Annotated in this window: 6 protein-coding genes; 5 read left to right on the top strand and 1 reads right to left on the bottom strand. The window is 70.2% G+C overall.

Annotated features, from left to right (window positions below):
* Positions 1-4 precede the first annotated feature (4 nt).
* Entirely contained in the window at positions 5-1,252 is a 1,248-nt protein-coding gene (locus KGD87_RS26460) for a multidrug effflux MFS transporter (RefSeq protein WP_284663521.1), read from the bottom strand.
* Between the two features lie 762 nt (positions 1,253-2,014).
* On the opposite strand from KGD87_RS26460, the gene mnmG reads away from it, so the two are divergent.
* From mnmG to KGD87_RS26435, 5 genes are all read left to right on the top strand, one after another.
* The gene (gene mnmG, locus KGD87_RS26455) at positions 2,015-3,862 is read left to right on the top strand and encodes a tRNA uridine-5-carboxymethylaminomethyl(34) synthesis enzyme MnmG (RefSeq protein WP_284663520.1); all 1,848 of its coding nucleotides are present in this window, start codon (positions 2,015-2,017) and stop codon (positions 3,860-3,862) included.
* A 98-nt stretch (positions 3,863-3,960) separates the two neighbouring features.
* Positions 3,961-4,614 (top strand): 16S rRNA (guanine(527)-N(7))-methyltransferase RsmG, encoded by a 654-nt coding sequence (gene rsmG, locus KGD87_RS26450; protein WP_284663518.1) that lies wholly within the window; start codon positions 3,961-3,963, stop codon positions 4,612-4,614.
* Positions 4,615-4,777: 163 nt separating this feature from the next.
* On the top strand, positions 4,778-5,200 hold the full coding sequence (locus KGD87_RS26445; protein ID WP_284663516.1) for a DUF3592 domain-containing protein: 423 nt from the start codon (positions 4,778-4,780) through the stop codon (positions 5,198-5,200).
* A gap of 174 nt (positions 5,201-5,374) precedes the next feature.
* Positions 5,375-5,914: a hypothetical protein gene (locus KGD87_RS26440; protein ID WP_284663515.1), complete on the top strand. Its 540-nt coding sequence runs from the start codon at positions 5,375-5,377 to the stop codon at positions 5,912-5,914.
* A 4,557-nt stretch (positions 5,915-10,471) separates the two neighbouring features.
* Positions 10,472-12,532 carry a LamG domain-containing protein gene (locus KGD87_RS26435; protein ID WP_284663513.1) on the top strand — a complete coding sequence of 687 codons (2,061 nt, stop codon included), beginning with the start codon at positions 10,472-10,474 and terminating at the stop codon, positions 12,530-12,532.
* Positions 12,533-13,025: the final 493 nt, after the last annotated feature.

The following is a 13,025-nucleotide window of genomic DNA, read 5'->3' as shown; positions in this document are numbered from 1 at the left end:
GGGCTCAAGCCGCGCCGTGCCGTGACGCCACGTCGCCCAGCGCCCCTGGCCCCTGCTGGCGCGCGCGAGCCCGGAGCCCGACGAACGCGGCGAGCCACGCGAGCAGCGCCATGGCGGCCATGACCCCGGCCATGGGCATCGCGGTGCCATTGTTGAACGTGCTCACGGCCCACGACGCGCCGGCCGCCGCGGTGAACTGGAGCGCGCCCAACGCGGCGGACGCCATGCCCGCGCGCGCGGCGTGCCGCTCCAGCGCAATCGCAGTCGCGTTGGGGGCCACCAGCCCCATGAGCGATACAAAGAAGAACAGCGCGACGGCGATGCCCCACAGGCCCATGAAGCCGGTCCACGCCACCGCGAGCACGGCCACCGCCGCGATGACACACAGGCTCAATGCCAGACGCAGCAGCCGGTGCAGCGGCAGGTGCGTCACCAGCTTGCGGTTGAGCTGCGCCACCGCAATCAAGCCCATCGCATTGACGCCGAAGAACCAGCCGAAGTGCTCCTCCGGAATGCCATACAGCGAGATGAACACGAACGGCGAGCCCGCGATGTACGCGAACATGCCCGCCTGCGCGAAGCCTCCGGCCAGCGCCGGGCCCACGAAGTCCGGGTCCTTCATCAATGCGCCCAGCCGGGAGCGCATCGTCTGCGAGCCCTCGTGCGGCGGCGCCGTCTCCGGCAGCGACTTCAGCACGAAGGCCAGCGCCACCGCGCCCACCGCCGCCAGCACCACGAAGATGGCCCGCCACCCCGAGTACTGGAGCACCATTCCGCCCAGCAGCGGCGCGAGGATGGGCGCCACGCCCATGACCAGCATCAGCCGCGACATCGTCCGCGCGGCGTCGGCGCCGGACCACAAGTCACGCACCACGGCGCGCGGAACGACCAGGGCCACCGAGCCGCCCAGCGCCTGCACGAAGCGCATGGCCACCAGCATGGACGCCGACGGCGCCAGCGCGCAGCCCAGCGAGCCCAGGACGTACAGCGCCAGGCCCGCGTAGAGCGGACGCGTGCGCCCGAAGCGGTCGATGAGCGGGCCCGTGAAGAGCTGGCCCAGCGCCAGCCCCGCGAAGCACGACGCGAGCGTGAGCTGGATGGCCGGCGCGGTGGATTGCAGGTCCTCCGCGATGCGCGGCAGCGCCGGCAGGTACATGTCGATGGAGAGCGGCGCGAACGCGGTCAGCGTCCCCAGCAGCAGCTCGAGGCCGAGCGTGCCCTGCACGGCGGGCCTGGTCGAAAGCGTGGTCATGGACTCCCTGGGCCAATGCCCGAGCCCCGGCGAATAGCCGCGTCCCCACCTCCGCGCCGTGAATGCGCCGCGCGCCCAGAAGCACGATTGCTGGAAGGGAACGCCGTGGCTGTACCCACCGTCCCCCACCCGCCGAGCAGCCGCGTGGGCCGCCACCGGCATGTCAGACCCCCGGGTTATTCCTTTTCCCGTCGCGCACACGAAGGTGTCGGGCCCTGGCGGCCCGAGCTTGATTTCGCCACTGCGCCCTCACCGCACGGAGCGAGTCCACCCATCCGTGTACGCGACACCCGATTCCCCCGCGCGCGGCGTCAGCGCTGACGTCGCGCGCGGGGGAAAAGCGTGGTGCCCTGGCCATGGGGGCCGGGGGCCGCGCCAGCGTGGGGCGGGCCGTCAGGTCCGTTGAGCGGGGAGGTGCCGTCATCCCGGGGGGGCGGGCGGCGCCATTCCTTTCTCCCCACGCGCCAACCTGGTTTTTGCCGCCCGGGACGGGGGGCGCGGTCTGGCTTGATGGCCTGGCCCGACCTTCCGCCGGGTGGCCGGTGCGCGCGAGGCAGACAGCGCCTCATCCCCTCCCACTGGCTGCCTCGCGCGCTTCCGTAAATTCTCGAACGAGGGCAGGGCAGGGCGCTCGCTCCACCGGGCGCCCTGCCTCTCTCGGGGCCTTTGCTTGCCAAGGGCCCGGGTTGGGCGCCATACGAAGGCGCGAAACGGCGGCGAGGCAGGTCAGCCTGCCCGCGTCGCCCGCGACCTTCGTGAGACATGGGACTCCGGTACGACGTCATCGTGGTGGGGCTGGGCCATGCGGGCAGTGAGGCGGCGCTCGCCTGCGCGCGGATGGGATTGGCCACGCTGGGCCTGACGCTGAAGCGCGAGCGCTCGGCGGTGATGAGCTGCAACCCGGCGGTGGGTGGCACGGCCAAGGGCCACCTGGTGCGGGAGCTGGACGCGCTCGGCGGAGAGATGGGGCGCGCCGCCGACCAGGCCGGCACGCACTTCAAGACGCTGAATGCCTCCAAGGGGCCCGCGGTGCAGGCCTCGCGCCTGCTCTGCGACCGGGACGCCTACGCGGCCGGCATGCAGGCGGTGCTCTTCTCGCAGCCGAACCTCACGGTGCGCGAGGGCGAAGTCGCCGCGCTGGTGGCCGGGGGTGGCCGCATCGAGGGCGTGGTGCTGAAGGACGGCGCGCAGGTGGCGGCCTCCGCGGTGCTGCTCACCACGGGCACCTTCCTCCAGGCGTTGATGCACGTGGGCGAGCAGAAGGAGGTCGGCGGCCGGCTGGGTGACGAGGCGGCGCGCGGGCTGTCGGAGTCGCTGCGCGCGCTGGGCTTCACCCTGGGCCGCTTCAAGACGGGCACGCCGGCGCGGCTGGCGCGCGCGAGCATCGACTGGGACGCGCTGGAGCCGCAGCCAGGGGACACCCGCGCGCGGCCCTTCTCCTGGCGCACGAAGGTGGAAGGGGAGGGCGGCCTGCCGTTTCCCCGTCAGCCCTCGGTGACGTGCGCGCTCACGGCGACGACGCCGCGCACGCACGCGGTGCTGCGCGACAACCTGCACCGCTCGCCGCTGTACCAGGGCGACATCGTCGGCCGGGGGCCGCGCTACTGCCCGTCGCTGGAGGACAAGGTGGTGCGCTTCGCCTCGCGCGAGAAGCACCAGGTGTTCCTGGAGCCGGAGGGGCCCACGTCGCCGCTGGTGTACCCGGCGGGCCTGTCCACCAGCCTGCCGGCGGACGTGCAGCTCACCTTCCTGCGCACCATTCCAGGCCTGGAGCAGGTGGAGGTGGTCCGCTTCGGCTACGCGGTGGAGTACGACTACGCGCCGCCCACGCAGCTCAAGGCCACGCTGGAGACGAAGGCCATCGCCGGCCTGTACTTCGCGGGGCAGCTCAACGGCACCTCGGGCTACGAGGAGGCGGCCTTCCAGGGCCTGTGGGCTGGCATCAACGCGGCGCTCCAGGTGAAGGGCGAGCCGCCGCTCCTGCCGGGCCGCGACGAGGCCCACGGCGCGGTGCTGGTGGATGACCTGGTGACCAAGGGCGTGGACGAGCCGTTCCGCATGTTCACCAGCCGCTCCGAGCACCGGCTGAAGCTGCGCGAGGGCAACGCGGACCTGCGGCTGGCCCGTCACGGGCACCGGGTGGGGCTGCTGCCGCGCGAGGCCTTGGAGCGGGCGGAGGCGCGAGGCCGCGCGGTGACGGAGGAGGTGGCGCGGCTGAAGCGCACCGGGTTGGCTGTGAAGCTGCGGCGGCCGGAGCTGACGTACGCGCAGCTGGGCGAAGGCCGCGAGGACTGGCCGGTGCTGTCACCCGACGTCGCCGAGGAGGTGGAGGTCGAGGTGAAGTACGAGGGCTACGTGGCCCAGGCCGCGAGGGCGGCGGCGCGCGAGGCCGAGTCCACGGACCGGTGGCGGATTCCGGAGGGCTACCGCTTCAATGAGGTGCGGGGGCTGAGCTCGGAGGCGGTGGAGAAGCTGACCGCGCATCGGCCCGAGACGGTGGGGCAGGCGCGCCGGATTCCGGGGCTGACGCCCGCCGCGGTGTCGCTGCTGCTGGTGGCGCTCAAGCGCGGGACAGGGGCGCATACAGTCTGCTCGCGGCCCGAGGACTGATCAAACAAGGGGCTGTGGACAACGTGTGGGAAACTTTTGGGATGGTTGTCTCCTGAATGATTCCAGTGGGTTGTAGGTAGGTTTGACGTGGAGGGCTTGTGGATAACGCGCGGTTCGAGGATCAGCTCGCGGCGGGGTGCCGGGCGCTGGGAGTGACGGTGGCGGCGGACCTGGGGCCGCGGCTCCAGCGATTGATGAGCGAGCTGCTCAAGTGGAATGCGAAGGTGAACCTCACGGCGATTACGGCGCCGGAGGAGGTGCTGGAGAAGCACTTCCTGGATTCGCTCGCGGTGTTGCCGGAGGTGACGGGCGCGGCGACGTTGCTGGATTTGGGCGCGGGCGCGGGCTTCCCGGGGTTGCCATTGAAGCTCGCGCTGCCCGCGCTGGGTGTCACGCTGGTGGACACGGTGGGCAAGAAGGCCGCGTTCATCAAGGCCGCGGCGGCGAGCCTGGGGTTGCAAGGCGTGCGCGGGCTGCACGCGCGCGCGGAAGGTTCGCCGGAGACGGAAGGGATTCCACGCGCCGAGGTGCTGATTGCGCGCGCGTTCATGGACCTGCCGGATTGGCTCGCGCTGGCGCCGGCGTATGTGGAGCCGGGCGGGCGCGTGGTGGCGATGCTCGGCAAGGCGCAGCCGGACGCGGAGCTGGCGGCGCGCGCGGCGGAGCGGCAACTGCGCGTCGTGTCCGCGCGCTCGTACCGGCTGCCCTTCTCCGGCGCCGAGCGCCAGGTGGCGGTGTTCGCGAAGGAGTAGGGGAGGGGAGCGCAGGCCCGTGAGTCATGCCGGGCCTGCGACGGAGTGCGTGCCGGGTGTGAGTTCGCTGGACATCCCGGGGAGGGGATGAAACTTCTGGGCGAACACCACCCCGAGCGCCTCGAACATGCGATTGTCTTTTGCTCTGTCCCACCGTGTTCGCATGCCAGCGCCCTGGAAGATTCTCCTCGGACTCGGTGTGCTCGTGTTGTGCCTGGCCGCCTTCCTGGTGACGCGCACCGCGCTGTTCCTGAGTGAGGCCGTGCGCACCGAAGGCACCGTGAAGATGGTCGTGGTGACGGAGCCCCTGCGTCGGCACTCGAATCGCGACCGCGAAATCACGACGTACCAACCCCATGTCCGCTTCGTCACCCCGAGCGGTGACGAGGCGTGGGTCACCGGCATGGCCGGTGACCCGCCCGAGTACGAGAACGGAGAGATTGTCTCCGTGCTCTACCTGGCGGAGTCACCCGAGGACGGCCGCATCGACTCGTTCATGGAGCTGTGGCTGGGCGCTGTTGGCGCGGGGGGCGTGGCTGCGCTGCTGCTCATGTTCAGCTTCGCGGCGTGGCGCTTCGAGCTCTGAGCGCCTTTGCGCGGGCTCGCGCTGCGCGAGATTGGGTGGGCGCGCGCCGGGGCCCTCGTCAGGTTTCACGGCGGAGGTTCTGTGCATGAAGCCGCTTCCGACGGACCGTCCTCGCGTCTGGTTGTTCGAGCGTCACGCTCACGCTTCGAGCGCCAGTGGGGCCCGCCGCACCGGGTGGTGACTCGCGATGAGGGCCGCTTCCAGGAGGCGCACTGGGGTTGGCGCGGTGAGTGTGGGCTCGAGCTGGTGGTCGTCTCGATGCGAGAGGCCGACCGGTTCCATGTGTTCATCGAGCCCATGGAGGTCGACCACGCCCTGGCCCACCTGGGGTTGAAGGACGAGGTCGTGGAGTGGCGAGCGGACGTGGGGGTCCGCATCCCGCGTGAAGGCTGGGCTCTCACGCGCATGGATGAGACGGGCAATCGCTACGACGTCGCGCAGTCGCCCGAGCGCGCGCATGTGGCGTGCTTCGCGCGCATCCTCGAAGCGCGTGCGCACAAGCAGTCGTGCTCCGTGGAGTTCCGCGGGCCGCCGGCCCATGAGGAGGCCGCGTGGAAGGTCTGGGCCGTCATCCGCCAGGATGAGTACGGCAATCGCGCGGAGGTGGCCCGGCTTCAGTGTGAGCAGGGGGCTCGCGCCTTCGCCGAGGTCTACGAGGCGGACCCCCGGCACAAGCAGACGTACTTCGTGGAGCCCGTGGCTCCGCGTTCCTGAGCTGTTTGCGCGGGTGCGTGGTGGGCGTGTCGAACGGGATGCGCGCACCTCGCGCCATGCAGGCTGGCGAGCGGTTGGAGGCTGCATCACCGTGCTCGGTGCATGGCCTTGCTTACAGCGCTTCGGGAGCATGCGTCGCACGGTGGCTGCGGCATGCGGGAGGACGAGTGGTTGGATGGTGCGCCAGCACGGCCGCGTCACGGGTTGCCGAGGTCCCTGTCGAGGCGCGGGCTGTGGGTTGAGTGCTGCGTGAGCAGGGGCTTCGCTCGTCCTCCGGGCAGGCATCACAACGCTCGTGCTGTCGGATGCACGGAGTCCGTGCGGCAGTGGGGCTGCTTGCTGAACGCTGCATCCGTGCTTCCTCCCGGTGCTCGGAACAGTCGCGTAGCGGGCGCGAGCGAACGTCGCGACACGGTGCCTCGGGCTGCTTGAGGCAAGTCGGGATGGGGTGACGACGAAGTGCATCCTCGACGGGTTTCGTTCACACGTAGCTGCGCGTCCGTCCTGTGTGGAGCGGTCTGCCTCCGTGAGCTTTCAAGGCATTCGAATGAATGGGGATGCAACGCATGGCCGGCTCGGCGATGCCGTCTCGTTGGGGCGCGATGCCTCCCGGTTGCGCTCAACAGAGGGCTGGCTCGCGAAAGCGTCTGGGATGGAGCTTCGCGTCCGGCCTCTTCGTGCGCGGTGCTGCGTGAGGGTCAGTCACCTTTGGGTTCGGTGGGCGCCGCGGTCCGCGTTCCTGAGGACCTCCAAGTCCTGCTTCGTGTTGGTGCCTGACGGCGCTGTTCGCGGGACCTTTGGCTCAGGCAGATGCGAGCGGTGATGCGTGATGGCCGCACCGCTTCGCGCGGGGCGTTCATCCGGCCAGTGCCTCATGCGGACCGTGGTTGCCACTGGGTTCGGCATGGAAGCGCTCCGTGCGTCGCGACGCGCGAGCGGTCGCATCGGCATGAGCGGTCGCGTGCTTGTTCTGGACGAACCGCATGTTGATGGAGGCGGACGTCGAGCGTGGATGCGCGGAGCGAGACCCGCGCGCCGACCTGGATGCGCCGTGGAGGTGATGACCGGACCGCCGCGGAGACGTGCACTGCATGTGGCGGGTGGATGTCGTTCACTCACGCGACTGGCCCAGGTCCCCGTTCCTCGTGGAACGGTGCGCTCGGCATGCGCATGCGTCGTGGTGGAAGAGCGCAGTTGGCCGCGCGCGGAGCATCGAGTGCTCCAGGTGGGCGGAGCGTGGGTGACGGCCGTCAGGTGTTCGCGGACTCAGCCTGCGCGCTCAGGTCCTCGCGGTGAACGACAGCGGATGACTTCGTCTTCGGCCTGGCGCTCGTTCCACATGGAACCGGGAGCGCCTCACCTCGGAAGAAGTCGTCGGCTGTACGCGTGCGCACCTGGGTTCCCGCACCACTCATCAATCGGAGCGTGGGGCGCTGCGAGCACATGGCATCGATGAGTGCTCATCCTCCTGGGCCTGGCCGTTCCACGTGGAACGGGATGGTGGGGAGCGCGGGCCGCCGCGCGACCGGAGTGGCTTGCTCATGCGCGGTGCCACCGTTGTTCTCCGTTGAGCAAGAAGGAGCGAACGCAGGGTCGTGTTGAACGGACGCGACGCGCTCATGCGCGGGCCCATGCTGCTTCACGTTGAACGGGGAGGGGACGCACGGGGAGACAGGTGGAACGGAGGCGGCGCGTTGCGAGTTCCTTCAACGTGCCTGGTGAAGAAGGCGCGAGCGCGTGGGCACGGTGGGTTCATGCGCAGCCCGCACCGTTCCATGTGGAGCAGGAAGGAGGCGCTGGCGCGTGGTCTTGTCTACGTGGGTGCGGCTCGTTCGTGCGCGATGGCTTCTCCGTGGTTCCACGTGGAACAGGAGGAGGCGCTGGCACGTGGCCTTGCTGCGTGAGTGCGGCCTGTTCGTGCGCTGGCCTCCGGGGTTCCACGTGGAACAGGAAGGAGGCGCTGGCGCGTGGCCTTGCTGAGCGGGTGTGACTTGTCCGTGCGCCATGGCCTCCGTGGTTCCACGTGGAACAGGCGGAGAGCGAAAGCGCGTGGCCGTGCTGCACGGGCTCGGCGCGGTCGCGCGTGCCCTCCACGGTTCCACGTGGAACAGGAGGAGACGTTGGTGCGTGGCTGGGTTGAGCGGGGGGGCTTTCCCATGCGCGGCGCCATCGCCTTGCACGTGGTGCGGGAGACATGGGTACGCGCAGGGGTCTGCTGCGTGCGCAGCTCAGCGGCCTGTCCGTTCCACACGGCGCAGCGAGATGGCGTGGACTCATCGATCCGGACACATCGCTGGGATGAGCGAGTGCTGGAGGTTCCCACGCGGAGCCGGTGCTCGTTCCACGTGGAACATGGCCGGGCTGTGAGCACGTCATGGTGGAGAACCGGCGCTGTTCGCTCAAGCGCTCACGCCATCCTCCGTTCCACGTGGAACACGAGGTCAGGAGCGAGTGGCCGCGGTGCGCGAGGCGGCGTGGACACACGCGGCGCTCGCTGCCCGTTCCACGTGGAACATGGAGCGGCGGGCCTGAGGATGATGCGCGAGCGCCTGCTTCCACGCGTGCCCAACTCGCGGCTCGTTCCATGTGGAGCGCCGGAGTGATGGGGATGTTGGCGTGTGGAGCGCAGCGGGCGCGCTCGAACGCGTCCTGGGTTCCACGTGGAACAGGCGGACGGCAGGAGGTCGCTCTACATGGTGGTTGAGCACGCTCGCGTGCGCTGCTTCGAGCCGTTCCACGTGGAACACGAGGGGGGCGCATGGGCATGCCAACACGGCGGTTGAGCGTGCTCGTGCTCAGGACCGCGCTCGTCACGTGCTCACGTGGAGCTTGGGCCCGAAGCTCGCGCCATGAAGGCGCTTGGGCGTGTGGCGGGTCCGGTGGCTTGTTCCACGTGGAACGCGGCGGCACATAAGCCCCCGGGCCGGTGCCACGCCGGGGAGCCTCGGCCATCGGCTTGCTTCACCTTCCAGATGGAGCGGCTCGCGCACCGGCCCACACGGGATGCGGGCGCCGCGTGGGCATGCCGATGCGGCAGTTGAGCGGGCCCCTGGTCATGTCCGCGCCACCTCGCTTGTTCCACGTGGAACGCGAGCACGGTGCCCGCGCTGATGCGTGTTCGCGGCGCCTCGCTTGTTCCACGTGGAACACGGACTCCGCTTCATCAGGTGGGCCGCCGCGGCGTGTCCGCGAGTTCGCGGATGCTTGTCCACGTGGAGCGCGAACTCGGCTTCATCGGGGACCGCCGCGGCGAGTTCGCGAACACCCGTTCCACGTGGAACGGAGCAGCGGCGCCTGGTGGCGGGTCGCGGTGGCTGGAGCCGCCGTGCCGCAAGCGTGCGTCGCGGAGCTGGTGCTTACAGGGAAGAAGAGACCTCGCCGGAGTGGCCCGTCGCGGTGGCAGGAGCCGCCGTGCCGCGAGCGCGTCGCGGAGCTGGTGCTTACAGGAAAGGAAGAGACCTCGCCCGGGGTGGCACGTCGCGGTGGCTGGAGCCGCCGCACCGCATGCGTGCTTCGCGGGGCTGGCGCTTACAGGGGAGGAAGAGACCTCGCCCGGGGTGGCGCGTCGCGGTGGCTGGAGCCGCCGCACCGCATGCGTGCTTGGCGGGGGCATTGATGAAGGTGGATGCCTCCTGGGCGCCGCATCGTTTCGCGTCAGCGGAGTGCTCAGCGTGAGTTCGTGCACCTGAAGAGGTGAGGCGCGCGACTCCACGAAGTGGAGGTGAACGCTCCTCCGTGGGTTGCTCAGGAGTTGCCTCTCGTAGAAGGCGATGGGAGAGGGCGCAGGCTCGTACTCGCCGCAGAAGCGTCCGCCGACTCCTGCTTCGCGTCCATGTCGCGCGGCGCTCACGCCGCAGTCACGGGTGCGTGCTCCGCCATGCGCTCATCGGGCGCGGTCATGAAGGGGAGGCCGCTGCTCATCCAGCACGCAGCGCCAGTTCCACGTGGAACGCGTGGCGAGCTTCGCGGTGCATCGGTGCTCCGCATGCGTCCGCCCAGCGGCCCGTCCGTGGCGTGGGCCGGTTTGAGGCGCTCACTTCTGATGGAGTGGAGGATGAGGCGCGGCGGCGCGCACGGCCGCATCGCCGGTCCGACGGCACGCCGTGCCAGCATGCGCCGCGCGGTGAGGCGTCCGTTCATGGGGCGCAGGTGCTGCCGAGCCGCTGCCCCCAATTGCGCGTCCCCGTTCTCCGCACCTGCATGGGGTGTCGCGCACCTTCCATGCGGATCCGGCGCAGGTGAAGAAACACCGGGGTGCGCCGCCTGCTCAAGCGCCCCATCGACCTGAAGCCCAGGCGCGTGCGCCGCGCACGCGGCGAAGCTCGCGACAGGGCAGGGACACGACGCGTCTCATCACGGCGCGGTCCGTCCGAGCGTGCGTCCCGACCCGACTCAGGTGCGTGTTGCCGGGACGCATTCGGCGCGCCCACGCCGCGCGACTCCGGGGGAACGCGCGCGCGTACGCCATGGCGCACCCCTTGCTCTTGCGCGGAAGCGGTCCCGGCGCCCGCCACCTCCGGCGGGGGCGGGCCTCCCTTTCACCCAGGAGTCAACAGCATGAGACCCATGTATCAATACGGCGCGGCCGACGTTCGCTACGGCCAGTCCATCCAGCTCGGGGGGAACTGCCCGCTCGACCTGAGTGGCACCGCGTCCTACGCCATCGGCTTCTGGCTGCGCCCGCGCGCTCCAGCCTATGACGGCAAGCTGCTGGAGTCCGGCTCGAGCTGGTCCCTGGGCCTGCACGGCCTGAAGCTGACGTTCTGCCTCCCGGGCATGTCGCCGCATCAGGTCTCGGAAATCGAACTGCGGCCCGACGAGTGGCAGTACGTCCTCATCAACTTCGAGTCGACCGGCACCCGCGCTGGCAACTACACGGTGTACGTGGACGGCACGACCCTCATCGAAGGAAGCCAGTCCAACATCACCGGCAGCACGTCACCGTTCGTGCTGGGCACGTCCTGCGACGCGCAGTTCTACAACGTCGCCTTCTGGTCCACCGCGCGGTCGGGAGACGCGCTCAAGCCGGTGTGGGACGTCCCACAGCCGGACCCGACGCTCGCCGCCTGTTACAGCTTCAGCGACGGCTCCAGCACGGATGTCTCCGGCCACAACCTGGGCCAGGCGAGCCTGGAGCACGGCGCGCAGGTGGTGATGCTGGCGCCGTCGCTGCGGCTGGTGAACGGGGCGGTGCAGCCCTCGCCCCGCGACAACCTCACGATGTCGGCGGACGGCGGCCCCTTCAGTGTGCAGGCGTGGTTCCACCTCGACGCGCCGTCTCCGTTCCAGTCCGAAACGCACACCCTGTTCGCGTGCCTGGACAGCGTCAGCAACAAGGGCTTCACGCTGGGCATGCAGTGGGACGGCACCGGGTACAACGTCCACACCACCGGATACGTCGCGGACGGCAGCTGGCGGGGCTGGGGACACACGTCGCAGTTGCCTCCCGGCGAGTGGCACCACCTGGCGGCCACCTATGACGGCAGTGCGCTGACCCTCTATCTGGACGGCGAGGTCAGCCTGAACATCCCTGGCGTCGTCCAGCCCACGCTGTCGCAGCCCGTCTGGCTCTTCGGCGCCCAGCCCAAGTCCAATGTCGCCGGCGGGGCCGCCTACGACTTCCAAGGTCACGTCCAGGCGGCGGGGCTCTGGTCCCGCGCGCTCAGCGCCAGCGAGGTGCAGCAGTACATGTCGCGGGACCCCAGCGACGTCGACGGCTGCGTGGCGTACTACGCCTGGAACGGCACCGTCCTGGGCAACCAGGTGACCGGCTATCCGGCGCTGTTCCAGAACACAGTCACCCCCAGCATCGTCGTCACGCCGCCGTCGGCCTCCACGCCGCCCCCGGGCTCGGACACCACGACGCAGCAGCTGGCGAAGGCCGACCCGCCGCTGCCCTCCGCTCAGATGCTCTTCGCGGAGCCGGTGGCCTTCCCCGACCAGAAGCTGCTGACGCAGGACCAGGCGCAGAACGTCCTCGCCTCGCTGGAGCCCCTGCTGGCCACGCTCCCCGAGTCGACCCTTGAGCGGATGCGGTCGCTCTCCCGAGACAACCTGTACCAGGGGCTGGCGCGGGTGGGCGGCCCCGGCGGCGCGCCCGTGGGCGCCTTCACCGGCCAGGTGGAAGGAAACCACTTCGTCTATTACCACCACACCGCGCGGGGCAAGGTGGAGGCCGGCCGGATGGAGCTGAGCGTCAACACCGAGTGCGTCGGGTGGATTGTCTCCGTCGCGGCGACCGGCTTCTCCATGCTGCTGGCGGCGTTCGGCGTGGGCTTCGCGGGTGCGAAGCTCATCTCCCCCATCCAGAAGGCCGTCACGGAGAGCACCGTGTTGCTCAACACGGTGAAGAGCGTGGCGGAGAGCTCCGTCGTGGACGCCGACAGCATCATCCGAATCATCAAGGCGTTCTACACGGCGGGGACCCTGGGGAAGATCTTCGGCGCCGTGCTGACGGGGAGCTGGTTCACCATCGCCGCCAACTGCGCCATGCTCCTGTTGCAGGTCGCCGCGCTATGGGCGACGGGCGGCGCCTACGTGGCCATCGTGATGCTCCAGCTCGTGGCCAACTTCGCGCTCTTCCTCTACGTGCTCGACCACAAGCCCGCCGGCTGCTGAGGTCCGTACCGCAGCTCCGCGTCCCGGGGCTCCCTGCTCACCTGGGAGCCTCGGGCGCGTGAACGGCGGCCCCACGCGGCGCTCCTGTCCGTGAGGCGCGGCGGGCGAGCACGGCGCCCGCGCGCGGATGTGCCGCCTGGGCGCCGCACGAGGACACCGCGGAGCCACGCCGGCTCCACGCGAAGTCCCTCGCCGCCGACCCCCTGAAAACTGGCACAAAGGTCCGTGGAGACTCCGCGCCGGTCGTGCCGAGCCCATTCCCCCGCCCGGATTCCCGCTCGCCCGGCTGCTGGCACACCGCCCGCGCGCGCCCGAAGCGGTTCCACGGGGAACAAGCCGCCAGGCGCGTTCACCCTGCAGGGTCACGAGCCAGGCCCAGGCACCGACGGGCCCGCGGCGCTGGCCGCATCATTATATACGGGGCTGACGCTGGCACCCCGGCGCGCCGCCTCCTTATATAAGGAGGCACACCCGGCCCGCCTCCAGGCTCCTT

Origin of the sequence: Myxococcus sp. SDU36 (assembly GCF_030168875.1) — a bacterium.
In the GTDB taxonomy this organism is placed as follows: domain Bacteria; phylum Myxococcota; class Myxococcia; order Myxococcales; family Myxococcaceae; genus Myxococcus; species Myxococcus vastator.
The sequence above is the reverse complement of the archived record's forward strand: the minus strand, read 5'-3'. Positions and strand labels throughout refer to the sequence as shown.

Excerpts from the sequence above, each read along its gene's own strand:
- KGD87_RS26460 (WP_284663521.1), bottom strand. The coding sequence starts at position 1,252 with ATGACCACGCTTTCGACCAGGCCCGCCGTGCAGGGCACGCTCGGCCTC.
- KGD87_RS26435 (WP_284663513.1), top strand. The coding sequence starts at position 10,472 with ATGAGACCCATGTATCAATACGGCGCGGCCGACGTTCGCTACGGCCAG.
- KGD87_RS26445 (WP_284663516.1), top strand. The coding sequence starts at position 4,778 with ATGCCAGCGCCCTGGAAGATTCTCCTCGGACTCGGTGTGCTCGTGTTG.
- mnmG (WP_284663520.1), top strand. The coding sequence starts at position 2,015 with ATGGGACTCCGGTACGACGTCATCGTGGTGGGGCTGGGCCATGCGGGC.